Raw genomic sequence first — 25,556 nt, 5'->3', positions numbered from 1 at the left:
CCTCGACGGGTTCGAGCCTGAGAGGTGAGTGAGCGCGATGCAGTTCGGGATCTTCACGGTCGGTGATGTCACGGCCGACCCGACCACCGGACGTACGCCGACCGAGCACGAGCGGATCAAGGCGATGGTCGCCATCGCGCGGAAGGCCGAGGAGGTCGGTCTCGACGTCTTCGCCACCGGTGAGCACCACAACCCGCCGTTCGTCCCCTCCTCCCCCACCACCATGCTCGGCCACATCGCGGCCACCACCGAGCGGCTGATCCTCTCCACCTCGACCACGCTGATCACCACGAACGACCCGGTGAAGATCGCCGAGGACTTCGCGATGCTCCAGCACCTGGCCGACGGGCGCGTCGACCTGATGATGGGGCGCGGCAACACCGGGCCGGTCTATCCGTGGTTCGGCGAGGACATCCGCCAGGGCATCCCGCTCGCGATCGAGAAGTACGCGCTGCTGCACCGGCTGTGGCGCGAGGACATCGTGGACTGGGAGGGCAAGTTCCGTACGCCCCTCCAGGGCTTCACATCGACGCCCCGGCCGCTGGACGGCACCCCGCCGTTCGTCTGGCACGGCTCGATCCGCTCCCCCGAGATCGCCGAACAGGCCGCCTTCTACGGAGACGGCTTCTTCGCCAACAACATCTTCTGGCCCAAGGAGCACTTCCAGCAGCTGATCCGCCTCTACCGCAAGCGGTACGCGCACTACGGGCACGGCACCCCGGAGCAGGCGATCGTCGGCCTGGGCGGCCAGGCGTTCATCCGGAGGAACTCGCAGGACGCGGTACGGGAGTTCCGGCCGTACTTCGACAACGCGCCGGTGTACGGGCACGGGCCCTCGCTGGAGGAGTTCACCGAGCAGACCCCGCTGACCGTGGGCAGCCCGCAGGAGGTCATCGAGAAGACGCTGACCTTCCGCGACTCCTTCGGCGACTACCAGCGGCAGCTGTTCCTGATGGACCACGCGGGGCTTCCCCTGAAGACGGTGCTCGAACAGCTGGACCTGCTCGGCGAGGAGGTCGTACCGGTGCTGCGCAAGGAGTTCGCGGCGCTGCGGCCCGCCGGGGTCCCGGAAGGGCCGGTGCACCCGGCCGCCGCCTCATCGGCATCGACGCAGGAGGCCTGAGCATGGAGCCGACGACGCGGCTGGAGGAGACGACGAGGCCGGAGCCGGCGGCTCGACCGGAGCCGGCCACGACCCCGGAACCGATGACACGGCTGGAGCCCACCACGACCCCGGAACCGACCGCACCGCTGAAGCTCGTCGCCGTCTCGGCCGGGCTCAGCAAGCCGTCCTCGACCCGGATGCTGGCCGACCGGCTGGCGGAAACGACCGACCGCGAACTGGCCGCCGGGGAACGCAAGGTGGAGGTCACGGTCGTCGAACTGCGCGATCTGGCCGTCGACATCGCGAACAACCTGGTCACCGGCTTCCCCTCACCCGCGCTGCGCACGGCACTCGACACGGTGACCGGCGCGGACGGCCTGATCGCGGTGACGCCGGTCTTCGCGGCGTCGTACAGCGGACTGTTCAAGTCGTTCTTCGACCTGGTCGAGCCGGACGCGCTGACCGGGACGCCCGTACTGCTCGCCGCGACCGGCGGCACCGCGCGCCACTCGCTCGTCGTGGAACACGCGCTGCGCCCGCTGTTCGCGTACCTGCACGCACTGGCGCTGCCGACCGCCGTCTTCGCGGCGACGGACGACTGGGGCACGGGCGCCGACGCCTACGCGGGCGGGCTGCCGGCCCGGATCGACCGGGCGGGCAGGGAACTCGCCGGTCTGCTGCGGGGCCGGACGCCTGCGGCGGCGGCCGACGGGCAGGCGAGGGGCGGGGCGGGCGAGCTGGACGAGGCCGATGACGCCGCTGACGCCGATGCGGTGGACGACGTGGTGCCCTTCGCGCAGCTCCTCGCGAACCTCGCGAGGCCTGCGTAGGTCACAGACGGGCGTTCGGTACGACGACGCGGTCTCGTGATAGCAACTCGTGGGCGGTAGACGGGCTTGGGCCATCGACGAGGAGGAAGCGGATGGACGGCGAACGGCAGAACGGCGCCGCGGAGGCGCAAAGGCGCACGACCACCACGGAACTCGCGGGCGCGGTCAGGAAGATCGCGCGGTCTGCTCCCGAGAGCGGCACCTTGGCACGTCTGAGACTCCTGCAGCACACGGCGGGAAACGCGGCCATGGCGAAATGGCTGCGTGCCGAAGAGGACGGTGCCGGGCCCTGACACGGCGCCGGGCCCTGACGAAGGTCGGCCTGGCCGGTGACCGGGCGTCCACGACGTTGCCGGTGACCGGGCGTCCACGACGTATGAGGGTGGCCCCCTTGCCCGAAAGGGCAATATGTCTGCACCCGTGAGGTCTTCATGAGGCCGCGCCGCGGCGTGGACAATCAGGCGCGCAGTGTCCCTTTGCGCGAAGGAGTATCCCGCGTGCATGCGCACGAGAAGGACGCAGGGCAAGTCGGCCGAAGGGCGCCAGGATCGTCCCGTGCGAGCCAGGCTGTCGGACTGAATTCTCACTGGCTGGGGCACCTTCAGCGGGTCGCTTCCGAAGGAGGCGGAGCTTCGGCCGGGCCCACGCCGGACGAGAAAGCCGACCATGCGCAAGTGCAGCGAACGGCCGTGGACGAAGCCCTGCGATCACCGTCGCGTCCGCTGGAGCCGTCTCTGCGGCAGGAGATGGAAACACGCTACGACGGCGCGGACTTCAGCGCCGTGCAGGTCCATGGCGGGACCGTCGCCCGCAAGGCGACTGCCTTGATCGATGCCAAGGCGTTCGCCGCCGACGGGCACATCGTCGACGGCGGTGCGATGAGCAAAAGGGACTGGGCGCACGAGCTGGCCCACACGCTGGACCCGGAACCGGCTCTGGGTACGGACAACGGTGCCGGACTGGCCATATCGCATCCCCGTGACCGGGGCGAACTCTTCGCGGAAGCCGCATCCGACCGGGCCATGTCCGCGCCTGCTCCCGTCCAGCGCGTCTCTGGCGGGACCCAGTCGGCGACCGGCGACCGGCATCAGCACGGCCCGGGGTGCGGCGGCCACGAGCGGCCCGCGAGCGGGGCGGCGCCTGTGCAACGGATCGCGACCGGACGGAGCCCGGCGCGAGAGCCGCACGTCCCCACGACGGTGCAGCGGGCCCCTGGGGAAGGGACGGCGACGGAGGAGCGTCCCGGGGAACCGGTACAGGAGACCGGCGGGTCGGCACGCGGCGAGAGTCTCCGGCTGCGCGACCACGAAAACACCGAACTCTTCTCGGGCGACGACGATCGGCTCGCCAGGTACGTGCGCCACCTGGCAGCCACCGACCGATCGGATGTCTACCGCCTGCTGCTCAACCGCCTGCGCAGCCAGGGGTTCGCGGCCCAGGCCGGCAACGTCGAGCAGGTGTGGAGCGGGGCCGACAAACAGCGATCGGCGCGCCGCGTCCCAGTGCCGCGAGTCCTGCACTTCATCTGGCTGGGCGGCAAGCCCGGCGACGCCGTCATATCCAACCTGAACTCGTGGAAGGAGAACGCCGAGAACACCAACTGGACGCTGACTCTCTGGACCGACGCGAGCAGTTCGATAGTCAAAGACCTCAAGAAGAGTTTTGGCAGCCATCTGGAGATCCGCGCCGACAGCGACAACCTGGTCAAGCAGAAGGCGGGCACGGACAATTATCAGGTCTACAAGGACGCCAAGAAAAACAAAGCCCACAACCTGGCCTCCGACATCCTGCGCTACACCGTGATGAAGGAATACGGCGGCGTGTACATGGACGTCGATGTCGCGCCGGGCGCTGTACGGCTCAGGTCGGCGCCCGAGGTGCTGATGGACAGCGGGGACGTTCCTCTTCTCGCCCCGCGACTACGTGACAAGAAGAGCGTGCACACGGCGTTGGGCCGTAAGGAAAATGAATCGGCTCAGAACCCGACTCCGGAGGACCTGAGCGCGGCGGCCACCGCCCGCTACTCCAAGGGAGTTCTGAACAACAACTTCATCCTGGCGCCCGGGTCGGAGTTCATGGACGATCTCCTCAAGAACCTCCCGCAAAATCTCACCGATCTGAAAGACCGGTACGGCTCCAAACACGTCGAAGGGGATCTCGCAGGCCTGGCTCCCGACATCTCCGGCCCCGTCTTCGTGGAGAAGATCCTCAAGCAGTACACCGGCCGGCATCACGGCGTCATGGAACAGGCGCACAGCACCCCCGAGTCATCCGACATGGCCATCAACCAGGACGAGTTCCAGCACCTGTTCCCCCCGGAGGCCCTTGAGTTCTGGAAGGCGCTGGGCTGGGTGACCCCCGAGAGTGAGAACCAGCTCGACAGCGGCCCGAGCAAAGCGAAGTCGCGCCTGCCGGCCTGGCTGGACAAGATCAAGAAGTGAGACACCGTCGGCATCCCCACCGGAAAGGGCCTGCGTCGACCGTGTCCGCGTGCCGCATCCTCACCCTCAGCACCCTCCTCACCCTCCGCACGCTCAGCGCCCGCATGCCCGCCGGCGTCAGGGCTCCCGCGTGTAGTACACGTAGAACGTCGCGATGACCGTACCGGCACCGATCGCCAGCCCGATCCCCGAAGACAGCAGGACGCTGTGCCCGGTGAGGCTGTAGAGGAAGCCCAAGGACCCGCCGACCAGCACGCCCCAGGCCCCGGCCCGCAGTTCGCGCATCAGGGAGTTCTGCACCCGTACCAGGCCGAGGACCAGCGCGGCCATGACCACCCCGGAGATCAGCGCCAGGGCCAGCTGCCCGAAGCTGGCGGCGCCGCCGCCGCGTGCGATGAACGACGCGTACGCGCCGTAGGCCACACCCACGAACAGGGACATCCGCACGGCGAGCGGGGAGGGCGGGCGGCGGGGCGGGGTGTGCGGGCGGCGGGCCTGGCGCCGGCCGGGCGTCGTCACGTGTGTGGCCATGGCAGGGAGCTCCTTCCCTCGCACCCCCCGCTTCACTTCTCCAGAGCACACCCGCCCACCCCCCGCGTCAACCGCTCACCAGGTCGGCGGCGCACCGCTCGCGCCCGCCGACAGCTCCACGTTCCCTTGAGGTGTGCGGACCTACGTGCGGACTTGCGTGCGGACCTACCTCTCCACGGTGCTGACCGTCCTGCTGGCGGTCCTCATTCCGTTGAGCGCGGTCGCGGCCTGGGCCGATCTGGAGATCGGGGACGACGACCGGTTCGTCGCCGCCATGGCGCCGCTCGCCACCGAACCCGCCGTGCAGAAGGCCGTCGCGGACCGGATCACCGATGAGGTCATGACGCAGATCGACGTGGGCCCGATCCAGGAGGGGGTACGCGGGCTGCTGCACGAGGCGGTGCTGTCCTTCGCCACCACCGAGGCCTTCCAGAACGCGTGGAACACCGCGACGCGCGCCGCCCACACCGCCGTCGTGCAGGTTCTGACCAGTGGCCGCGGCAACGACGTGACCATCGACCTGGCGCCGATCACCCAGCGGGTGAAGAAGCAGTTGATGGACGACAGCGTGCCGTACGCCGGCCGGATCCCCGTACGGCGCGACGAGATCATCGTCCTCCAGGCCAACGGACTCGGCGTCTGGCGCGATGTCGCCCAGGGGCTCCGGGCGGCCGGGACCTGGCCGGCCGTCGCGACGGTGGCCCTCACGGGGCTGGCCGTGCTGCTCGCCGTACGCCGTCGGCGGGCGCTGACCGGTATCGGCCTCGCGTACGCGGCGGGCGGGGCGTTGCTGGCCGTCACCCTGGCGGTGGCGCGCGGGACCGTGCTCCAGGACCTGCCGAACGACGGTGACCGGTCGGCCGCCGCCGCGATGTACGACGCGCTGACCGCCTCGCTCCGTACGACGGCCTGGTCCGTCGTCGCCGCCGGGCTCGTCCTCGCCGTGGCCGCCTGGCTGACGGGCCGGCCACGGCGACCGCCGCCAACTCCCCCACGGCGCACCCCGGTACCCGCCGGGGCGGGCACGCCGGGCCGCCCCTGACCGGGGCCGTACCGGACCCGACCGGCTGGTCCGCGCGCGACTCTCAGGACTTTACTGAATCTTTATGCCGATTCCCCTCGACCGAATGTCCCTTTTGTGCCGTTCGGCGCACCATGGGGTTATGAGCCAGAACACAGCACATCGACCCCCCACCACCGGAATCGGTACCGGCACAGGAACCGGCACCGGGTCAGGCACGGGCATGGGCATGGGTACCGGCGCAGGCACGGGGACCGGCGCGGGCACCGGAGCCCATACGGAAAGGAGGGCCGCCTGGGCAGTTGGCGGCAGCTTCTTCGCCGGTGTCCTCATGGTGGTCATAGGGGCTACGGACATCCTTCAGGGAATAGCCGCGATCAGGAGGAACACGTTCCTCAACAACGTCAGCGGCTACACCTACACCTTCGACCTGACCTCCTGGGGCTGGATCCACGTGGCCCTCGGCATCCTGGTGGCACTCACCGGGCTTGCGCTCCTCATGAGGGTCCGGGCGGCCCGGTACGTCGGCATAGCGCTCGCGGCGCTGGTCCTCGTATCGCAGTTCATGTACCTGCCCTACCAGCCGTTCTGGGCGATCGTGAACATGGCTCTCTCGGCCTTTGTGATCTGGGCGCTGGCGACGGACCGTATGGGAGCCGGAGCCGGAGCTCGATCCGGCACCAGAACCTGACACCCCGGGCCCGAGAACCCCGGAACCCGACAGCTCCACCAACCCCAACCCCCGTCCCTACAACCGTCCCTACAACCGCACCACGTACGCGCATACGAGGACAGTGGCCACGACTACTGTCCCCGTATGCGTGTACGTATGCTCCTCTTCCCGCGTCCGACCGCCTCAGGGCCCGCCGCGCGCCCCGGGCTCCAGCGGTTCCTGATCGGGGCCGCCGGTGTGTGCCTCGCGGCCGTCTCCGTGATCGTCGGCTGTCGCGCGCTCGGCATCGACGGTGTCACCCCCGTACCGCAGTTGCTCGCCTTCCTGCCCTGGCTCCTCGTCCCCACGGCCGCCGCCCTGGTGCTCACCGCGCTGCTCCGCTGGCGGACCGGGGTGGTCTGGGGGCTCGTCGTGCTCGCCGCGACAGGGTGGTTCGTCCGGCCGTACGACGCGGGCTCGTACGGGACCGAGGCCATGGGGGCCACGACGAGTACGGGTACGGGATCAGGATCGGGTACGGGATCGGGATCGGGGGCCGGTGCGCGCGGGCCCGTCGTCGCCCGTATCGATGTGCTGACCTCCAACGTCGAGTTCGGGCAGGCAACGCCCGCGCTGGTCACGGCGATTCGCCGCGAGAAGCCCGACCTCGTCTTCGTCCAGGAATGCGATTCCGTCTGCGTACGGCTCCTCACCGCCCGGATCCCGCACGCCGACTATCCGTACCGCAACGTCGTCACGTCCGGAGTCGGTGAGGCGAAGGGCTCCGTCATCCTCTCCGCCCTCCCGCTCACCGACACGGAGGGCATCAAGGGCGCCCTCGGCATGCCGGGTTCCCGGGCCGTGATCGGCGGCCGTACGGTCCAGCTCCAGCTCGTCCACCCGATGCCGCCCCTCCCCGGCGGTGTCGATCTCTGGCGTGACGAACTGGGCGTGATCCGTACGTACGCCGCCGGGCGCAAGGACGCTCCGCTCATCCTGGCGGGCGACTTCAACGCCACCCGGGACCACGCCGCCTTCCGGGACATCCTGGACGCGGGCAGGCTGCGCGACAGCTCCGTCAGGGGCGGCGCCGGCCGTACCCCGTCCTGGCCGGCCGACGTCCCCCGGCCGCTGGGGGCGCAGATCGACCATGTGCTGATCAGCGACGACTTCTCGGTCCGGGACGCCCGCTTCCTGGATCTGGCGGACACGGACCACCGGTCGCTGCTCGTACGGCTCGAACTGCGCGCGCGGAGCTGACTCGCCGGAGCCGGACCCCCAACGGCCGCCCCGCCGGGGCGCGAAGGGCCGGTCCTACCGGCCCGGCACTTTCAACGTCACCCAGACCCGCTTCCCCGGCCCCTGCCGGGGCGCCACCCCCCAGTCGTCGGAGAGCGCGGCGATCAGCGCGAGCCCCCGCCCGCATTCGTCGTCGAGCCCGGGGGTACGTGGTCGCGGCAGAAAGTCGCCCGCGTCCTCGACCTCCATCCTCAGGAGCCCGTCGTACCGGTGCAGGGAGACCGCGATCTCACGTCCCGGCGGACTGCCGTGGCGCAGGGCGTTGGTGACGAGTTCCGACAGGAGAAGAGCAGCTGTCTCACCGGGTTCTTCGGGCAGACCGACGTTCGTACGAAGCACCTCCCGCGCGCGTCCTACGCTGCGGGGATGGCTCGGAAGCCGGAAGTGGACGAGCTGGTCGTACCGGTCGCGCTGATCACCGTCGAAAGTCATGGGAAGGACCTTCCCTGCTGCGCGGGTTTTACTTTCCGTACAACAGAGATGACTGTGCGCAGTTAGAATTGACGGTTCGCGAGGCCCGGCGCCACGGGCCGACGACGTCCGAAACTTTTTCAGCACCCCGGAATCCGACCTGAGATCCGCCCCGGATCCGGGCCCGGTCCCGAGGTCGATCCGGGTCAGGCATCCGGGTCGGGTCTGCGGGTCAGGCCTGCGGGTCCTGTCCCTGCATCTGCGCGTGCAACCGGTCCAGTTCCCTGCGGTCCCGCTTCGTCGGGCGGCCCGCTCCCCGGTCGCGAAGGGCGACGGGGACGGCCATCTCACGCGGCGGGGGCGGCGGGCTGTTGTCGACGTAGCACTCGACCGCCACCGGAGGGCCGACCCGCTTCCGTACGATCCGCGAGACCACCACGACCCTGTCCCGGCCCGCGTGGCGCAGCCGGACCTCGTCGCCCCGCTTGAGTGTGTGCGCGGGCTTGACCCGGTCGCCGTTGACGCGGACGTGGCCCGCGCGGCAGGCCGAGGCCGCCTGGGAGCGCGTCTTGGTGAGCCGTACGGACCAGATCCAGGTGTCGACCCGCGCGGTCTCCGCACCCGAACCGGCCCCCGCGCCCGCGGCCGAACCCGCACCCGCACCCGCACCCTCAGAAGTCATACATCGAGAGTAGACGGGGACGGCCCGCGCTTCCGCCCCTTATGCCGTACGGGAAGACCGGCGGAACGACGCACGGGGTGACGCCGGTCATGGCGCCACCCCGCGTGCCTGTGCCTGTGCTTGTGCTTGTGCCTGCGACTACGGCTCAGACGCCGATGTCGCTGCCGTCCTTGCGCCACACGGAGATCACCGACGGGCGGACGATCTTGCCCGGTCCGTCCGGCCACGCGCTCGCCGGCTTCTCGACCGACGCGCCGTCGACCTCGCCCGGGTGCTGCACGGAGACCAGGATCCGGCGGTCCTGGATGATCGGGCCGCAGGTCTCGGCGCCGTTCGGCATGGTCAGGAACTGCTTCAGCTCACCGCGCCGGTCGCCCTGCGTCGCGACGCCGAACAGGCCGTCGTGCACGCCGAGCGCGTTGCCGTCCGTCGAGATCCACAGGTTGCCGTGCGGGTCGAAGGCGACGTTGTCCGGGCAGGAGATCGGGCTGACCTTGTCCTTCGGGAAGCCCGCGAAGTAGGTGGCGGGGTCCTTGGGGTCACCCGCGACCAGGAAGAGCCGCCAGGCGAAGCGGTCGCCCGCCGGGTCGTCCCCGCGCTCCGCCAGCTCCAGGATGTGGCCGTGCTTGTTGGCGTTACGGGGGTTGGCCTCGTCGGCGCCCGCCTTGCCCGCCTTGCCACGGTCGGTGTTGTTCGTCAGCGCGACGTAGACGCGGCCGGTGCGCGGCGACGGCTCGACGTCCTCGGGGCGGTCCATCTTGGTGGCGCCGACCTTGTCGCCCGCGAGCCGCGTGAAGACGTACACCTCGTCGGCGCTCATGCCGGGAACGTGCGAGACATCGCCGGTGGCGAGCGGGATCCAGCGGCCGGAACCGTCGAACTCACCGTCGTTCGGCAGCGTGCCCTTGCCGTCGATCTCGTCGGCCGGGCTGTCGCCCGTCAGCTTGGCGACGTACAGCGTGCCCTCGTCGAGGAGCGTGAGGTTGTGCTCGTGGGCCGCGCGACCGCCGCCCTTCTTCATCCGCTTCGAGGAGACGAACTTGTAGAGGTAGTCGAACTTCTCGTCGTCGCCCATGTAGACGACGGGACGGCCGTCGGCGGTGAGGCGCGGCTGCGCGGCCTCGTGCTTGAAGCGGCCGAGGGCGGTGCGCTTACGGGGCGTGGAGTCCGGGTCGTACGGGTCCAGCTCGACGACCCAGCCGAAGCGGTGCGACTCGTTGGGCTCCTGCTTCACGTCGAAGCGCTTGTCGAACAGCTCCCACTTGCGCTCGGTGGCGCCCGTACCGATGCCGTAGCGCAGGTCCTTGTCGCTCGACGCGTTGGCGAAGTACTGGTTGAAGTTCTCCTCGCCGTGCAGCGTGGTGCCCCAGGGGGTGGTGCCGCCGGCGCAGTTGTTGAGCGTGCCGAAGACCTTGGTGCCCGTACGGTCCGCCGAGGTGCGCAGCAGCTCGCTGCCGGCGGCCGGGCCGGTGAGGCGGAACTCGCTGGTGACGGTGATGCGGCGGTTGAGCTGGTGACGGGTGACGGCGGTGAGCTTGCCGCTCCCGTGCCCGCGCCCGCGGTCCTCCTCGACCACGACGACGGAGAAGCCGTGGGCGGCCCAGGCGATCTCCACCTGCTCGCGGGTCGGCTTCTCGGGGTTGTACCCCTTGAACATGAGGACTTCGTCGGTGTACTCGTGGTTGGCCACGAGGACCTGCCGGCCGCGCTCGCCCTTCAGGGGCAGCAGGCTCAGGAAGTCGTTGTTGTAACCGAACTGGCCGGCCTGCGCCTTGGCGGTCTGCTTGTCCTCGTCGAACGCCGGCGCACCGCGCAGGATGGGCTCGCCCCAGCGGATGACCACGTTCTGGCTGTAGCCGGCGGGGATGGTCACCTGGTCGTCGGTGTTGGAGGCGACGGGGGTGAAACGGAGGCCACGGGCGCCGTCCGTCTTGGAGCCGCTGCCGTTTCCGAGGCCGTTGGCGTCGCCGCTCACCGGCCCGGCGACGGCGGAGGAGCCGCCGGGGCCGAAGGCGATCGCGCTGCCGGCGGCGGTGGCGACCGTCACGACGGCGGCGGCGCGCACCATGGAACGCCGGGAGATGGCGCCCGCGATGACGTCACCGACGTACTCGTTGTCGCTCTTGTTGGGCACCTCGTGGAAACAGGCGTCGCCACAGCGGTAACGACAGGTCAGGGCCGAACGTCCGCCAGGATGGGTGTTGAGCAGCGGCAGCAGGTTGCGCACTTTCGCCTCCGGTGATGCGGTATTCGGCGCGCCCCGCGCCGACAGGGTGTCGGGATGTCTCGGCCGCGACGCTAGGTGGGCATGCCAGCAGGACGGCGGCGTGAAGGTGAACGGACCATGAATGCCGGGCGGCTGTGCCGTAAGAACCCCTGAGAGCGGGCGGGGGCCGGAGTGGTCGCGGGCCCCCGGACCGGAGTGGTCGCGGTCGGGAGAAGTCGGGAGACCGGAGTGGTCGCGGGCCCCCGGACCGGAGTGGTCACGGTCGGGAGACCGGAGCGGTCGTCGGTCCTGTACCACCCTGACCTCGCAGTGACCGCCCCTGCCCTGGATCACTCCGAATGGCCGCTAACCTTACGTATCCGCCCTGGCCAGGGATGCTGCGTTTCCCCGGCGGCGGACACCGCACCCAACTCATCTGAAAGGCCTCGCCCATGGGCATTCGGAGCTTGCTGCGCAAGGTGTTCGGACGCGATCGTGCGGAGGAGCGCAACGAGCCGGCGGCAGCCTCGGTGCCGGCCCAGGTCGCCCGTACGGAATCGGCGGAGCCGACGACCGCGGCCGAGGACAAAAGCAAGATCGAGAACGAGAAGAACGAGAAGAACGAAGAGAAAGAGACTCAGGACTCGGGCAGGGCGGAGGCCCGGTCCGACACCAAGGATTCGAAGGAATTCAAGGAGTCCAAGTCCTCTGAGACATCTGAGGTATCTGAGAGCTCTAAGGATTCCGCGGTATCTGCGGAGTCGGGGGAGTCCAGGGATTCGAGGGTCGCCGCCGAGGAGCCGGCGGGTACGGGCACGACCGCGCCGCCGAAGGCCCGGACCTCGCCCGAGTCGGAGGGGGCGGCGGACCTGGTGGCCGCCGCGTTCGACAAGGCCCGCCCGTCCGAGTCGGACCGGTCGGAACGTTCCGACCGCAGCGTGCCGCCCCAGGCGTCGCGGAAGCGTACGGACGAGGAGCCGTCGGCCGCCAAGGCCCAGGTCACGGCCACGGTCCCGGCGCAGGCCTCGGCGGAGCGGGAGATCAAGCCCGAGCCCAGGGTGAAGGACGAGACCGCAGTCAAGGCCGAGACCGAAGTCACGGTCGAGACCGAAGTCACGGTCGAGACCGAGCACGCGACTGCTTCAACTCCGGATCCGGAGAAGCCGGTTGCCGACGAGCTCAGCGCCGAGCCCTTGAACGACCCGCAGGCCGTGGCCGATCCGGTCGTCCCCGCGTCCGTCATGGCCCCCGTCGCTCCGGCGGCCGAGGCAACGCCCGCGCCGGAGGCGGAGGTCGAGCCCGAGTCCAAGCCCGAGCCCGAGGCGGAGGTCAAGGCCGAGGTCACGCCCGAGCCCGAAGTCGAGGTCAAGGCCGAGCCCGAGGCGTCGCCCGAGCCGGAGCCCGAACCCAAGGCCGAGGCCGAACCGGAACCCGAGCCGAAGCCGGAGCCGGAAGCCGTGGCTGATCCCACGCCCACCCCCGCGCCCTCGCCCACCCCCGCGCCTATGCCCACGCACACGCTCGTCGCCCTGACCGAGCACAAGGCCGCAGCCGAGGCCGAGCCCGAGCCCACAACCGCCGCACCCGCCACCAGCACCACCGGGAAGCCCGCCTTCTCCCCCGCCCGCCTCAAGTCCCGTGCCCCCGGGCTCGCCGAGCACTACAAGGCCGCCGGCGCCGCCCTCCGGAAGCACGGGCTCACCGGCGAGCGGGCCACCGTCTACCTGGTCCTCGACCGGTCCGCCTCGATGCGTCCGTACTACAAGGACGGCAGCGCCCAGCACCTCGGCGAGCAGGTGCTCGCGCTCTCCGCGCACCTGGACGAGCGCGCGGCCGTGTCCGTCGTGCTCTTCTCCACGGAGATCGACGGGACCGGCGAGCTTCAACTCGCCGAGTACAACGGGAAGATCGACGAACTGCACGCGTCCGCCGGGCGCATGGGGCGTACGAACTACCACCTCGCCGTCGAAGAGGTCGTGGCGCTCCACGAGAAGTCCGGGGCCACCGGGCCCGCGCTGGTGATCTTCCAGACGGACGGCGCGCCCAGCGCCGTACGGGCCGCCGAGAAGGCGCTGGCCGACGTCGCGAACCTGCCGCTGTTCTGGCAGTTCGTGGCGTTCGGTGAGGAGGACGCCAAGGGCTTCGACTTCGTACGGAAGCTCGGCGCCGACCCGTCCGCCGCCCACGTCGGCTTCTTCCACGCGGGCCCGGCTCCGCGCGGTCTGGCCGCCGCGGAGTTCTACCGCGAGCTGCTCGCCGCCTGGCAGCCGCGCCAGAAGGACGCCTCCGAGAGCTGACCCGTCCGAACCGTCCGAACCGTCCACTGCCGCCGACCCGCGCCACTCGCGCCCGGGCCGGCGGCAGTCGGCGTTTCCGAGGACGTCCGAGCGGCGTACGCACCCCTCACCCGCACCCTCACCGGCGCCCCGGCCCTCACCCGCACCCCTACCCTCACCGGCGCCCCGGCCCTCACCCTCGCTCCCACTCCCACTCCCGCTCAACGCGCGCCCCCGCAGGCGGCAGCGTCACCGTCACCACCAGCCCCCCGCCGTCCCCGCCCGGCTCCGCCGTGACCGTCCCCCGGTGCGCCACCGCGATCGAGCGGACGATGGAAAGGCCCAGGCCCGCGCCTCGGCCCATCCGGTCGCGGCCCTCCCCCCGCCGGAACGGTTCGAACAGCGCGGGAACGTCCGCCGCCGCTATGACCGGGCCGGTGTTCCGTACCACCAGCACACAGCCGTAGACCTCGATGTCCACCGTCCCGCCGGGCACGTTGTACGTCACCGCGTTGGCCAGCAGGTTTCCCACCAACTGCCCGAGCAGCAACTGGTTTCCGCACACCACCTCGGAGTCCACGACGGACACGGACCTGTCCAGGCCGTGCCGTACCGCCTCCTCGGTCACCGCCTCCCCCAGATCGACCAGGTCCTGGTCCTCGACCTCCCGCTCGCTGCGCGCCAGGACCAGCAGCCCCTCGATGAGCCGCTCGCTGCGCCGGTTGTTGTCGAGCAGGGTCTCCTTCGTACGGGCCAACTGGTCCGGCGAGCAAGGCTCGTCCAGCCCGACCTGGATCGCGGTCCGCTGGGTCGCCAGCGGTGTCCGCAGCTCGTGCGAGGCGTTCGCGATGAACCGGCGCTGGCTGTCGAAGGCCTTCTGAAGCCGCCCCAGCAGCGCGTCCAGGGTGTCGCTCAGCTCCTTCAGCTCGTCGTCGGGGCCGTCCGCCCCGATCCGCTCGTGGAGGTTGCGCTCGGAGAGCCGGCGCGCCTTCGCCGTCATCGCGTGGACCGGCCGCAGCACCCGCCCCGCCGTCCACCAGCCGACGCCCACCGCGCACAACGCCATGACCAGCAGCGCGACGACCGACCAGAACATCATCTCGTCGGAGGCCACATCCGTAACGGTGTCGGTGAGCTGGTAGGGGCTGACCGGATCGATCTGCTGCTCGCCGATCAGCCCGCGCACCGACGTGGGCGTCGGCATCACCTGGGCCGGCGCGACGCGGGCCGCGATCTCCTGGGCCTCGTTCTCCGTGGCGGCGCTGGAGAGCAGGTTCACGACGGCGAGCAGACAGCCGCCGAGCACGAGGAAGACACAGCCGTAGACGAGTGCGAGGCGCGTACGGATGGTGGAGATGGAGCCGGCGCCCCAGGAAAAACCTCTGCCCCAGCCCTCCCGGCTCACCAGGCTCGTGCCCCTTCGCACCGAACGACGCACCGCGAGCGGTATCCGAGGCCTGCTCACAGCGCGTATCCCACGCCCTGCACCGTACGGATCAGCGGTGGATCACCCAGCTTCGCCCGCAGCTTGCTCAGGCACACCCGGACCGCGCCGGTGAACGGATCCGCGTGCGCGTCCCACGCCCGTTCCAGCAGTTCCTCCGCCGAGACCGGCGCCCCGTCGGCCTCCAGCAGGATCTGGAGCACCGAGAACTCCTTGGGCGAGAGGTCCAGCTCGCGCCCGTCCCTCGACGCGGCACGCCGTACGGAGTCGAGCCGTACGCCGTGCCGCTCCAGCTGCGGCGGTACGGGCCTGGCGCTGCGCCGGCGCAGGGCGCGCACCCGGGAGACCAGCTCGGGGAAGTCGAAGGGCTTGCCCAGATAGTCGTCGGCGCCCAGGTCGAGGCCCTCGACGCGGTCCTCCATGGAGGCGGACGCGGTGAGCATCAGGATGCGCGTACGGGACGAATCGGCGACCAACTTGCGTGCCACCTCGTCGCCGTGGACCCGTGGCAGATCGCGGTCGAGGACGACGACGTCGTAATCGTGCAGTCCCAGATAGGCGAGGGCGGCGTCACCGCTGTACACGGTGTCGACGGCGAACCCCGCGCGCCGCAGCCCGGTGGCGACCAGCTCGGCCAGGACCTGCTCGTCCTCGGCGACCAGTACCCGCATGCTCCCGTCCCCTGTCCCGTCCCCGGCACCGGCCCGCGCTCCGGTCCGTGCACCGCTCCGTGCCCGGTACGTCGCCCCGTACTCCGCCTCGTGTCCGGTCCCCCGCGCCTGTCCCTGGCCCTGTCCCGTCCCCCGGCCCTGCCCCTGTCCCGCCTCGTACATGATGCCCTTTCCCTCCCAGGATGGGCATGTCTACCGCAATGGGTGTTTCGCAAAGCTCTCCCCGCGCGCCCCTGCTCACGCCCTGTGCGCCCCCTCGCCTGCAACCTCCACCACCCCCCACAAACGCGGGCGACTCGCACTCGATCGGTCGGATACGATATTGACAATCCGTAGACCAATTGGTCACTCCGCGTAGCGACTTGGGAGCAGCCTGCAATGGCTCGACACCTCATCACCAGCGCCCTTCCGTACATCAACGGGATCAAGCACCTGGGCAACATGGTGGGGTCCATGCTCCCGGCGGACGTGTACGCCCGGTACCTCCGCCAGCGCGACCACGACGTCCTGTACATCTGCGCCACCGACGAGCACGGCACCCCCGCCGAGCTCGCCGCCAAGGAAGCGGGCGTACCGGTCGACGCCTTCTGCGCCGAGCAGCACGACGCGCAGAAGGCGATCTACGACGGCTTCGAGCTGGCCTTCGACTACTTCGGCCGCAGTTCCTCCGCCGAGAACCGCGAGATCACCCAGCACTTCGCGCGCCGGCTGAAGGAAAACGGCTTCATCGAGGAGCGGGCGATCCGCCAGGTCTTCTCGATCGCCGACGACCGCTTCCTCCCGGACCGCTACATCGTCGGCACCTGCCCGCACTGCGGTTACGACAAGGCGCGCGGCGACCAGTGCGAGAACTGCACCCGTGTCCTGGACCCCACCGACCTGATCGACGCGCGCTCCGCGATCAGCGGCAGCAGCGAGCTGGAGGTCCGCGAGACCAAGCACCTCTTCCTCCTCCAGTCGAAGCTGGCCGGCGAGGTGGAGACCTGGATCGACGCGGTCGGCACGGAGTGGCCGCAGCTCGCCTCCTCCATCGCCCGCAAGTGGCTGACCGAGGGCCTGCACGACCGGGCGATCACCCGCGACCTGGACTGGGGCGTGCCGGTCCCGGCCGACACATGGCCGGAGTTGGCGGCCGAGGGCAAGGTCTTCTACGTCTGGTTCGACGCACCGATCGAGTACATCGGCGCGACCAAGGAGTGGGCGGACGCCGATCCGGCGAACCGCGACTGGAAGTCGTGGTGGTACGAGGCCGACGACACCGTCCGCTACACCGAGTTCATGGCCAAGGACAACGTCCCGTTCCACACGGTGATGTTCCCGGCCACCCAGCTCGGCACCCGCGAGCCGTGGAAGAAGGTCGACTACGTCAAGGCCTTCAACTGGCTGAACTACTACGGCGGCAAGTTCTCCACGTCCCAGAAGCGGGGCGTCTTCACCGACGCCGCGCTGGAGTTGCTCCCCGCCGACTACTGGCGCTACTTCCTGATGGCGAACGCGCCGGAGTCGGACGACACGTCCTTCTCCTGGGAGCACTTCACGGCGACGGTCAACAAGGACCTCGCCGACACTCTCGGCAACTTCGTCAACCGCGTCCTGTCCTTCTCGCGCAAGCGCTTCGGCGACGCCGTACCGGCGGGCCGGCCGGCCGGGGAGGCGGAGGAGAAGCTCGGCGCGCAGATCGCGGAGCTTCTCGCGGAGTACGAGGGCCACATGGAGACGCTCCAGTTCCGCAAGGCGGCGGCCGCGCTGCGCGCCCTGTGGTCGGCGGGCAACTCCTACCTGGAGGAGAAGGCCCCCTGGCTGGAGATCAAGACCGACGAGGAGGGTGCGGCGCTGACCCTGCGGACGGCGATGAACCTCATCCACCTCTACGCGGTGATCTCCGAGCCGTTCATCCCGGCCTCGGCCAAGGCCATGCGGGCGGCGTTCGCGCTGGCCGACGACACGGCGCGGTGGGTCACTGCCGACGAGGCGAAGGCGCTGGCAGCGGTCCCGGCGGGCACGGCCTTCACGGTTCCGCCGGTGCTGTTCGCGAAGATCACCGAAGAGGACCTGGCGGCGTACCGGGAGCGCTTCGGCGGCGAGGAGACGGCCGCGTAAGGCACCGCCCGCCGTACGGCACGAAGCACCGTACGAAGCCACTGTCCGTACGACGCGCAGGAAGCGGCCCGGGACCTGATGAGACCTTGTGGGTCTCCGATGGTCCCGGGCCGCTTCCCTTGGCCTGTAGGCCTGTTGGCCTCAGCTTTCGGCCGTCAGCTGTCGACTTCGACCGTCAGCTTTCGACCGCGTCCGGGTCGACGCCCATGGTGATGGAGCCGGTGACACCGCGCGCGATGTGCCCCGGGGCGTACTTGAGCTTGAGCAGCCCGCCCTGGACGCCGCTCTGGTCGTAGATGCCGTCCTCGGTGAGGGTCGTCCGCGTCGCCGTGTTGGACGCGTACGGCTCGACCTTCTCCGACTCGACGGCCGCGACCTCGTCGAAGAAGAACTGGCCGGTGTGGCAGGTGGTGCCCCCCTCGTAGCCGGAGTCGGTCATCTCGCCGTCGACGTGCACCTTGGTGTGGATGTGCAGGGCACGGCCCTGGTACCAGCCGGGGAAGATCGTCTTGAAGGTGACGAACCCCTTCTTGTCGGTGAGCTGCGTACCCCGCAGGTAGCGCTCGTCGTCGGTGGGCTCCTGGTGGCCGCCGCCACCGCCGGGCGGGGGTGAGCCGGTCGGGGCTCCGGTGGGGGCGTCGGTGGGCGGCGGGGTACCGCCACCGCCATCGCCGGATCCCGCGTCCTCGTAGCCGGAGTAGACGCCTCCGGCGTCGCAGTGCCAGATGTCGACGCACGCGAAGCGCAGCGGCTCACAGGTGACCGAGTCGATCACCTTGAGCTTGAGGGTCATCGGGATGCCCTCGCGGTCCTCGGTGATGTCCGCGCGGATCTTGTCGGCGTCGATGTAGTACGGACCCTCGGTGTACGTCGAGGTGAGCTGGTAGCACTCCTCTGCGCGCGCGTCGGTGGCAGCCGTCGCGCCCGTGTCCTCGTCGGCCGCCGCGGAGGTCACGGCGGCGGCCCCTATACCTGCGGCGGCGACCACCGCGCCGCCCGCGATGAGGGCCCTTCTGCGGGTCATGTCCCGTTCGGCTAAAGGTTCCTGAGTCCCTGTCATGAGAGGGGAGCGTAGGGTCCGAAGCTGGCAGGGGCGTGAGTGCAAGCTGTGCATTGCTGTGAATCAGGTCAAGGACCGCCTGCGTCCCGTACCGGATCAGCCGCTCGGCGGGTCCGCCGTCCCGTGTCCGATCAGCCGCTCGGCGAGTCCGCCGTCCCGTACCGGATCAGCGGCTCAGCGAGTCCGCGTCGCCCATCACCACGACCGGCCGCTTCCGCGGGTCCAGCGCGCGCAGCAGTTCCTTCATCTGCCCGCGCGGCAGCGAGACACAGCCCTGGGTGGGGCCGCCGTGGTCCACATGGAGCCAGATGCCGCCGCCCTTCTCGTCGCCGAGCGGGCGGGTCCAGTCGAGGGGCGAGGTACCGGCCATGCGGTTGTAGTTGATCGCGACCACATAGTCGAAGGACCCTTCGAGCGGCTCACCCTCGACGCCGTCGCCCGTCGCCTCGAAGGCCGGCCCGCGGTCGTACGGGAGCTTCGAGCCCGGATCGGGCAGCTTGCCGCCCGCGTCGGTGAGACCGAACACCCCAATGGGCGAACGCAGGTCACCCTGGACGTGGTCGTCGGTCCAGCCGCGTACGGCGTTGTGCGCGGGCCATACGCCGGAGGCGGGCTGCCAGCCGGTGACCGGGTCGCGCTCGTGGACCATGACGGTGGAGCGGTCGGACTCCCGGCCGGAACCGGTCACCACCACGGCCTGGGTGGTCTCGTCGGAGATCTTGGCGCGGGTCGCCGGGCCGAGGCCGGGGATCTCCTCGGGCTCGACGGTCTGCGCCTCCAGGACCGGCTTGCCCGACCTCCCGCCGCCGGACTCCGCACCGCCGGAACGCGGACCACCGGAGTCCGAACCACCCGAGGCCGCCCTCCCGGCACCGGAATCCGCCCTCCCGGCACCGGAATCCGCGCCGCTCGCCTTCGGGCCGCCCGGTGCGGATCCCACGTTGTCCGCGGTGTCCTCGGCGCCCGCGCAGCCGGTGAGCAGCAGGCCGGTGGCCAGCAGCGCGGCAACCAGCCGGGGGCGCCGGGGGCCCCTGCGGACGGGGAGGAGAGAGCGGACGGACGACATATGCGGGCCTCTCATTTCTTGTTCCGCAGGTGCTCGGCGGCGGGAACGGGCACCGGTTCGGCTCCCTTGCGGGAGTCCTCGCCGGGGTCCTTGTCGAAGTCTGCTCCGGCGATCATCGAGCGGACGGCCTCGACGGTCCACGGCGCGTCGCCGGATACGCAGAGGCTCACGGCGACAGCCGTAAAGGGGGCGGGGGCCCCACCCACCAGGCCGTTGTACTCCCTGGTGCCCCGGATGCCTTCGCAGGTCACCGAGGGGGCGTCCGCCTCGTACAGCGCCGGCGGATCCTTGATCTTGCCAAACGCGCCGCGCTCGGTCTGCGGGTCGAGGACGAGCAGCGCCGCGCCGCGCCGGAGCTCCTTCACCGGCAGGCACGTGCTCCCGCTCTTCTCGGCGCAGTCCTGAGCGTTCGAGGTGAGGCTCTGTGAGGAGGCGAAGCCGCGGGCGGTCGCCCGGTAGGCGGCATCGGAGTCCCGCGTCCGCGCCCCGCCGGCGGAGCTCGCCCCGTCAGAGGGAGCCACCGTCGTCCCGCCCGGGGGAGCCGTCTTCACCGCGCCGGGGGGAGCCTGCTCCTTGTCCGGAGGAGCCGTCGTCGCCTCGTCCGGTGGTGCCGTCGACGCGTCCGGCGGAATGACGCTTTCGGGTGCCTCGTCGTACCCGAAGCCGGGCGGCGCCTCCAGCGCCTGCCACCCCTCCGGCAGTCGCAGGACCAGGCCCGCCACATTCCGGAACTGGACCAGGCCGTCGTGCGCGACAGCCCGCGAGCTGGTCGACGGCACGGGAGCGGCGGGCAGTACGGGTTCCGAATCCGGTCCGCTGCCGCGCAGCGCGCCGGGAAGGAACGTACCGGCCAGCACGAGTCCGGTCACGGTCAGGGCGGCGGCCCCCGTCGCCCGGCGCCGGCGGCGGATCCGGCCGGCCCGTTCCCGTACCCGGAGCAGGCGTCCCTCAGGTGCGGGCAGCCGGGGCACGGCCCGTTCCAGCAGGACACGCAGCTCCTGCTCCTCCCGCGCGTCCTGATTCTCCGGCTCCCGCCCCTCATCCACCGACCGCTGGTCACCCTGGTCACACAAGGCGGTCACCACCTCCCACGGACGCGGGCAGCGCGGCCCGCAGGGTGCGCAGCGCCCGCGAGGACTGGCTCTTGACGGTGCCGGTGGAGCAGCCGAGCGTGGCCGCGGTGTCCTCGACGCTCAGGTCCTCGAAGTAGCGCAGGACGACCACCGCGCGCTGCCGCACCGGCAGGGAGCGTACGGCCGCGGCCAGCGACTGCTCCAGGTCCACACTCGCGTACGCGTCGACCGAACCCACCACGTCCGGGACGTCGCCGTGCGGCAGTTCCCCGCGCCAGCGCCGCCGCCACCAGGAGGCGTGCTGATGCACCAGCGTCTTGCGTACGTACGCTTCCGGATGTCCCCCGGAGATGCGCGACCACTTCGGCCACACCTTCGCCAGGGTGCTCTGCAGCAGGTCCTCCGCCAGATGCGCGTCGCCGGTCAGCAGCCAGGCCACGCGCAGCAGCCGCGGACCCCGCGCGGCGACGAATGCCTCGAAGTCGCCATCCGCCGAGTCCATTGTCCTGTCCTCGCCATTCCGTTAGGTCTCCCACGACTGTGGAACGCGATGGGGTGCCGATCAGGTTGCCTCCGGCAGCTGGATTTCAGCGCCGGTCGCGGCACCGGACGTCTCGTGGAGATCCTGGCGCAGGCGCTTGCCGACCTGCCCGAGTCCGGCTGCCAGGGAGGCGAGTTGGTCGCGGTCGAGCACATCGATGAGCAGCTCGCGGACCAGGGCGACATGGCCGGGGGCCGCACCGCGCAGCCGCTCGCGCCCGGTGTCGGTGAGGGCGGCGACGACACCGCGTACGTCGGAGTCACAGGTGCGGCGGCTGACCAGCCCGGCCTTCTCCAGCCGGCCGATCTGGTACGTCAGCCCGCTCTTGGAGGTGAGGAGCAGATCGGCCAGGTCGCTCATGCGCAGCTCGCCGCAGGGGGCGTCGGAGAGGCGGGCCAATATCTCGTACTGGGGATGGGAGAGTCCCGCTGCCTCCTTCAGCTGCTGGTCGAGGCAGCGTTCGAGGAGGGTGCTCGTCACGATGAAGCTTCGCCAGGCGGTCATCTCGTCCTCGTCCAACCACCGGGGTTCATCCATGGCGGCCATCCTAGAGTGCGGTTGTTCAAATTCGAAACACTGTGTACGGTCACTACCGAGCCATACTTCAACTTTCAACCATGTGGGCCCCACGCCCCTCGTACCTTCCATCCCCTCACCCAGGAGAGAACGCGCTCATGCCCTCCCCCACCAGCACCTCCACCTCCGTCAGCTCCCTCGCTCCCCTCTCCTCCGGCACCGGCACACACCACGCCGCCCCGCCGCAGGCCTACGACGTCGGACTGCTGCTGTTGCGCCTCGCGCTCGGGCTGACGATGGCCGCACACGGCAGCCAGAAGCTGTTCGGCTGGTTCGGCGGCGGTGGCCTCGACGGCACGGGCGAGTTCTTCACCATGAGCGGCTACCCGTCCGGCAAGGCCCTGGCCGTGGTGGCCGGACTCACCGAGACCCTCGGCGGCCTGGGCCTGGCCATCGGCCTCCTCACCCCGCTCGCGGGCGCCGCGCTGGTCGGCACCATGGTCAACGTCCTCGCGGTGAAGGGGTTCGGCGCCTTCTTCGCGCCGACCGGGATCGAGTACGAACTCCTCCTGACCGCCGGCGCGGCGGCCCTCACCCTCACCGGCCCGGGCCGCATCGCGGCGGACCGCTTCCTGCCCTGGGTCAAGGCCCACCGCCTCGCGTACGGCGTCGCGGCCCTGGTACTCGGCCTGGTGCTGGCGGGGGTCACGCTGCTGCTGCGCAAGTGAGGCCCACCCCTTCGCTTTCCCGGCCGACCTGAACGAGCCGAGCCGGACCGGGGCCGTCACCGCGTCACCCTTGTGCCACACCCCGGTCCGGCGCCACTCACGGCGGGCACCCGGTCGGCCCCGAGGCGCGTCCGTCGCGCGCACCATGGGCCGCTCCGCTTCTGCGGGTGGCGAAACACCATGGCCCGCGCCGCCGCGCATGGTCAGAATGGCCGGATGCGCCGCATCGTCGTCATTGACGCCCCGTCCAACCTCGGCCTCCGGCCGCCCGTCGAAGGCACGGTGCCCGGGTGCTACAAGCTGGCGGGCGCGCTGCGTGAACAGCGGCTGGTGCGGCGGCTCGGAGCGTACGAGGGCGGAGTCGTCGTACCGCCCCGCTACGACCGCGGTGGCTGGAGTGAGGGCGACGGTGTGTTCAACGCCGAGGCGATCGCCACGTACACCCCCAAGCTCGCCGACCGCATCGAGCACCACGTCCGGGCGGGGGACTTCCCGGTCGTCCTGGGCGGGGACTGTTCCATCCAGCTCGGTGCCTCACTCGCCCTCCGCCGCATCGGACGGTACGGACTCGCCGTCATCGACGGGTCCGCGGACTTCCGGCACCCCGGGAACTCGGACCGTATCGGTGCCGCGGGCGGTGAAGAGCTGGCCATCGCCACCGGCCGCGGCCAGGCGGACCTGACAGACCTCGAAGGGCTGCGGCCGTACATCAGGGACGAGGACGTACGGGTCCTCGGCATCCGCGACTACGACGAAGAGCGGGCCGAACTCACCGAGTTGAAGATCACGAACGCGACGGTCGGGGAGATCCGGGAGTGGGGCGCAGAGAAGCTGTCGCACGCGGTTCTACGGACTCTTGAAGCACCCGTGACCGAGGGATTCTGGGTACATCTGGACGCGGACGTGCTGGACCCGTCCGTCATGCCCGCCGTCGACAGCCCCGACCCCGACGGCCTCCTGCCCGATGAACTCGCCCCGCTGCTACGGACCTTGGTGCGCTCGGAACGCTGCGTGGGCCTGAACCTCACCATCTACGACCCCGATCTCGACCCGGACGGCTCCTGCGCGGCCCTCCTCGCCGACCTCCTCCAGACGGCCTTCACTCAGCCCTGACCGGGAGCGGGCCTGCTCGGCGGTATCGGTAACATGTTGCAACTACTTCTGTTTTTGAACCATTAGCTACCGGAGAGGAGAGGCCGTGTCCGACCGCGCGGACCACGTCACCTTCCAGCATGGCCAGGAGTTCTTGAGTGCGATCTCAGAGCGCTGGAACTACCAGATCCTGCGGGAGGTCTTCTTCGGGGTCAGCCGATTCGGAGAGCTGAAGCGAACGCTTGGCATCTCGGCGAACATTCTCACCGCACGACTGACCAGCCTGACGGACCTGGGCCTACTCTCCAAGCACCCCTATCGGGCCGACAAACCGTGGTACGAGTACCAGCTCACCGACAGCGCCCGTGAACTCGCCGTCCCCGCCATCGCGGCGATCACCCGCTGGGCCGAGACCCACGCGACTGACGGAGACATCACGCGTCACCCACTGATCCACACGGTGTGCGGCAACCCGACCGATCCATACCTCGCATGCAGTAGCTGCCGCGAGCGGATCGACGCCCCGACACTCCGCCCCATGCCCGCACAGGGGGACGGCGTCGGCCATGAGACCGCAGCGAACGACTGAAGTGGCACAAGAAGACTTCCGCAGTGCGCGGGAGCCGGGCCCGTAACCTCCCTGAGCTCTCATCCTGGGCGACCCGACACCCCTCGTAGCAATATGAAACTAGTAGCAGTACGCTACTAGTATCTGGCTATGGAGAGGACAGCTCATGACGCACACAGCACAAGCGACGCCCCCGCCCGAGTGGGTCCTGAAGTTCATGGACGCCATCGACACGTTGGAGTTCGATGAGGGTTTCGCGCCGCTGACCGAGGACACCGACATGTTCTTCGGCACCGCACACATCCACGGCGTCGAAGCCATCAAGGCATTCTTCGTCAAGATCGACGAGCCGCTGATCATCGCCCACGAGGTCCTGGAATTCTGGGCCGCGGGCGACGGTGTCCGCCTGCTGCGCGGAGAGGCCACCATGGCCAAGAAGACCGAACCCGACCGCGTGGTCCGCGCCCCGTTCATGCACATCTTCTACCTCGCCGACGAGGAGGAGATCCGCGTCCGCGAACTGCGCATCACCGCAGGACCACTACAGACCGACGCGGTGATGTGACCGACTTCCACAGGCCGGCGCTGTACGCCACCGACCGGGACACGTTGTTGGCACAAGAGGAAACCCCGACCGATCACGGGCTCCAGACCCCGGCCCACGAAACCCTCGTGGAGACTCCGATGGAACGCATCCGAAAGGTGATGCGTGAGCAGCTCATCCAAGACGTTGGGAGAACTCTTCGACTCCTTCGAGCAGGAGGCCTTCCGCCTGGAGACCCTGAGCGACTACAGCAGGTCCGGGAACGCTGCCGCCTATCAGGACTTCCTGGCCGGTAAGCAGCAGCCGAACGACTACAACACCGCCTGGGTGAACGAACTCCGCTCGCATACGTCCACGGGAAAGCGCGTGTACCGGGTGCATGTCCTGTCCCGACCGCGAGCCCCTATCTGCGGTTCGAACTCGGCTGGGGCTACCGGAAAAACATGACCGGCGGGGAGGAGTTCTTCATTCTCGACACGACAGACCGCCCCAACCCCCTCCCGGCCGCACCCGATTTCTGGCTCTTCGATTCGGCGGCGGCAGCGGTCATGGGCTACGACGAGGCCGGCGGATTCCTCGGCTCCGACGTCCTGGACGCCGAGCGAGCGCAGGACTTCGTCGCGTATCGCGACATCGCACTGGCGGAAGCCGAACCCTTCACCAACTGGTGGGCCACGTACGGAGAGTGAACAAGGCACA

The 25,556-nt window shown here is 70.0% G+C and carries 24 protein-coding genes and 1 pseudogene; 14 read left to right on the top strand and 11 right to left on the bottom strand.

The genetic code is table 11. The features are described 5' to 3' along the window. The first annotated feature begins 37 nt into the window (after nt 1-37). The 4 genes from ACIQD6_RS16135 to ACIQD6_RS16120 all read left to right on the top strand — a co-directional run bounded on the left by ACIQD6_RS16135 (nt 38) and on the right by ACIQD6_RS16120 (nt 4,376). The gene (locus ACIQD6_RS16135; protein WP_401882695.1) at nt 38-1,123 is read left to right on the top strand and encodes an LLM class flavin-dependent oxidoreductase; all 1,086 of its coding nucleotides are present in this window, start codon (nt 38-40) and stop codon (nt 1,121-1,123) included. 83 nt (nt 1,124-1,206) lie between these two features. After that, nucleotides 1,207-1,935: an FMN reductase gene (locus tag ACIQD6_RS16130; RefSeq protein WP_401882902.1), complete on the top strand. Its 729-nt coding sequence runs from the start codon at nt 1,207-1,209 to the stop codon at nt 1,933-1,935. 92 nt (nt 1,936-2,027) lie between these two features. Further along, complete coding sequence (locus ACIQD6_RS16125; RefSeq protein WP_401882693.1) at nt 2,028-2,228, top strand: hypothetical protein; 201 nt, start codon at nt 2,028-2,030, stop codon at nt 2,226-2,228. Between the two features lie 381 nt (nt 2,229-2,609). Further along, a complete protein-coding gene (locus tag ACIQD6_RS16120; RefSeq protein WP_401882690.1) occupies nt 2,610-4,376 on the top strand; it encodes a TcdA/TcdB catalytic glycosyltransferase domain-containing protein in 1,767 nt (588 codons plus the stop codon). 117 nt (nt 4,377-4,493) lie between these two features. Here the strand turns inward: ACIQD6_RS16120 and ACIQD6_RS16115 are convergent, their stop codons facing one another. Beyond that, complete coding sequence (locus ACIQD6_RS16115; protein WP_401882687.1) at nt 4,494-4,907, bottom strand: hypothetical protein; 414 nt, start codon at nt 4,905-4,907, stop codon at nt 4,494-4,496. A 145-nt stretch (nt 4,908-5,052) separates the two neighbouring features. Between ACIQD6_RS16115 and ACIQD6_RS16110 the strand changes: the two genes are divergently transcribed. The 3 genes from ACIQD6_RS16110 to ACIQD6_RS16100 all read left to right on the top strand — a co-directional run bounded on the left by ACIQD6_RS16110 (nt 5,053) and on the right by ACIQD6_RS16100 (nt 7,840). Next, nucleotides 5,053-5,949 carry a hypothetical protein gene (locus ACIQD6_RS16110; protein ID WP_401882684.1) on the top strand — a complete coding sequence of 299 codons (897 nt, stop codon included), beginning with the start codon at nt 5,053-5,055 and terminating at the stop codon, nt 5,947-5,949. A gap of 208 nt (nt 5,950-6,157) precedes the next feature. Continuing rightward, nucleotides 6,158-6,619, top strand: coding sequence for a hypothetical protein (locus ACIQD6_RS16105; RefSeq protein WP_401882682.1), 462 nt, complete (start codon nt 6,158-6,160; stop codon nt 6,617-6,619). A gap of 126 nt (nt 6,620-6,745) precedes the next feature. Then, the gene (locus tag ACIQD6_RS16100) at nt 6,746-7,840 is read left to right on the top strand and encodes an endonuclease/exonuclease/phosphatase family protein (RefSeq protein ID WP_401882679.1); all 1,095 of its coding nucleotides are present in this window, start codon (nt 6,746-6,748) and stop codon (nt 7,838-7,840) included. 54 nt (nt 7,841-7,894) lie between these two features. On the opposite strand, the gene ACIQD6_RS16095 is transcribed toward ACIQD6_RS16100, so the two are convergent. The 3 genes from ACIQD6_RS16095 to ACIQD6_RS16085 form a co-directional block, all read right to left on the bottom strand. Beyond that, on the bottom strand, nt 7,895-8,311 hold the full coding sequence (locus ACIQD6_RS16095; protein WP_401882677.1) for an ATP-binding protein: 417 nt from the start codon (nt 8,309-8,311) through the stop codon (nt 7,895-7,897). 211 nt (nt 8,312-8,522) lie between these two features. Then, nucleotides 8,523-8,972, bottom strand: coding sequence for an RNA-binding S4 domain-containing protein (locus tag ACIQD6_RS16090; protein WP_401882675.1), 450 nt, complete (start codon nt 8,970-8,972; stop codon nt 8,523-8,525). Between the two features lie 145 nt (nt 8,973-9,117). After that, entirely contained in the window at nt 9,118-11,199 is a 2,082-nt protein-coding gene (locus ACIQD6_RS16085; protein ID WP_401882672.1) for a PhoX family protein, read from the bottom strand. A gap of 431 nt (nt 11,200-11,630) precedes the next feature. Between ACIQD6_RS16085 and ACIQD6_RS16080 the strand changes: the two genes are divergently transcribed. After that, nucleotides 11,631-13,475 (top strand): VWA domain-containing protein, encoded by a 1,845-nt coding sequence (locus ACIQD6_RS16080; RefSeq protein WP_401882669.1) that lies wholly within the window; start codon nt 11,631-11,633, stop codon nt 13,473-13,475. A 172-nt stretch (nt 13,476-13,647) separates the two neighbouring features. On the opposite strand, the gene ACIQD6_RS16075 is transcribed toward ACIQD6_RS16080, so the two are convergent. Both ACIQD6_RS16075 and ACIQD6_RS16070 read right to left on the bottom strand, forming a co-directional pair. Further along, entirely contained in the window at nt 13,648-14,859 is a 1,212-nt protein-coding gene (locus ACIQD6_RS16075) for an ATP-binding protein (protein WP_401882666.1), read from the bottom strand. A 56-nt stretch (nt 14,860-14,915) separates the two neighbouring features. Further along, nucleotides 14,916-15,569: a response regulator transcription factor gene (locus tag ACIQD6_RS16070; RefSeq protein WP_401882900.1), complete on the bottom strand. Its 654-nt coding sequence runs from the start codon at nt 15,567-15,569 to the stop codon at nt 14,916-14,918. A gap of 378 nt (nt 15,570-15,947) precedes the next feature. On the opposite strand from ACIQD6_RS16070, the gene metG reads away from it, so the two are divergent. Next, complete coding sequence (metG, locus tag ACIQD6_RS16065; RefSeq protein ID WP_401882663.1) at nt 15,948-17,669, top strand: methionine--tRNA ligase; 1,722 nt, start codon at nt 15,948-15,950, stop codon at nt 17,667-17,669. Nucleotides 17,670-17,844: 175 nt separating this feature from the next. Here metG and ACIQD6_RS16060 read toward each other — a convergent pair whose 3' ends face one another. The 5 genes from ACIQD6_RS16060 to ACIQD6_RS16040 form a co-directional block, all read right to left on the bottom strand. After that, entirely contained in the window at nt 17,845-18,729 is an 885-nt protein-coding gene (locus ACIQD6_RS16060; protein ID WP_401882661.1) for an intradiol ring-cleavage dioxygenase, read from the bottom strand. Between the two features lie 166 nt (nt 18,730-18,895). Next, entirely contained in the window at nt 18,896-19,795 is a 900-nt protein-coding gene (locus ACIQD6_RS16055) for a L,D-transpeptidase family protein (protein WP_401882658.1), read from the bottom strand. A gap of 11 nt (nt 19,796-19,806) precedes the next feature. Beyond that, nucleotides 19,807-20,868, bottom strand: coding sequence for a hypothetical protein (locus ACIQD6_RS16050; protein ID WP_401882657.1), 1,062 nt, complete (start codon nt 20,866-20,868; stop codon nt 19,807-19,809). Continuing rightward, on the bottom strand, nt 20,861-21,370 hold the full coding sequence (locus tag ACIQD6_RS16045; RefSeq protein ID WP_401882654.1) for a SigE family RNA polymerase sigma factor: 510 nt from the start codon (nt 21,368-21,370) through the stop codon (nt 20,861-20,863). Before ACIQD6_RS16045 ends, ACIQD6_RS16050 begins: the two co-directional genes overlap by 8 nt. A 60-nt stretch (nt 21,371-21,430) precedes the next feature. After that, nucleotides 21,431-21,946 (bottom strand): MarR family winged helix-turn-helix transcriptional regulator, encoded by a 516-nt coding sequence (locus ACIQD6_RS16040; RefSeq protein ID WP_401882652.1) that lies wholly within the window; start codon nt 21,944-21,946, stop codon nt 21,431-21,433. 137 nt (nt 21,947-22,083) lie between these two features. On the opposite strand from ACIQD6_RS16040, the gene ACIQD6_RS16035 reads away from it, so the two are divergent. The 5 genes and pseudogenes from ACIQD6_RS16035 (at nt 22,084) to ACIQD6_RS16015 (ending at nt 25,546) form a co-directional block, all read left to right on the top strand. After that, complete coding sequence (locus ACIQD6_RS16035) at nt 22,084-22,653, top strand: DoxX family membrane protein (RefSeq protein WP_401882650.1); 570 nt, start codon at nt 22,084-22,086, stop codon at nt 22,651-22,653. Between the two features lie 216 nt (nt 22,654-22,869). Then, a complete protein-coding gene (locus ACIQD6_RS16030) occupies nt 22,870-23,766 on the top strand; it encodes an arginase family protein (protein ID WP_401882647.1) in 897 nt (298 codons plus the stop codon). 85 nt (nt 23,767-23,851) lie between these two features. Beyond that, nucleotides 23,852-24,334, top strand: coding sequence for a winged helix-turn-helix transcriptional regulator (locus ACIQD6_RS16025; protein WP_401882645.1), 483 nt, complete (start codon nt 23,852-23,854; stop codon nt 24,332-24,334). 145 nt (nt 24,335-24,479) lie between these two features. Then, a complete protein-coding gene (locus tag ACIQD6_RS16020; RefSeq protein WP_401882643.1) occupies nt 24,480-24,878 on the top strand; it encodes a nuclear transport factor 2 family protein in 399 nt (132 codons plus the stop codon). 144 nt (nt 24,879-25,022) lie between these two features. Then, nucleotides 25,023-25,546 (top strand): annotated as a pseudogene (locus tag ACIQD6_RS16015) (DUF6879 family protein). Nucleotides 25,547-25,556 lie beyond the last annotated feature (10 nt).

This window comes from Streptomyces sp. NPDC088400, assembly GCF_044753355.1.
Taxonomy (GTDB): domain Bacteria; phylum Actinomycetota; class Actinomycetes; order Streptomycetales; family Streptomycetaceae; genus Streptomyces.
This window is presented reverse-complemented; position numbering and strand designations above follow the sequence as displayed.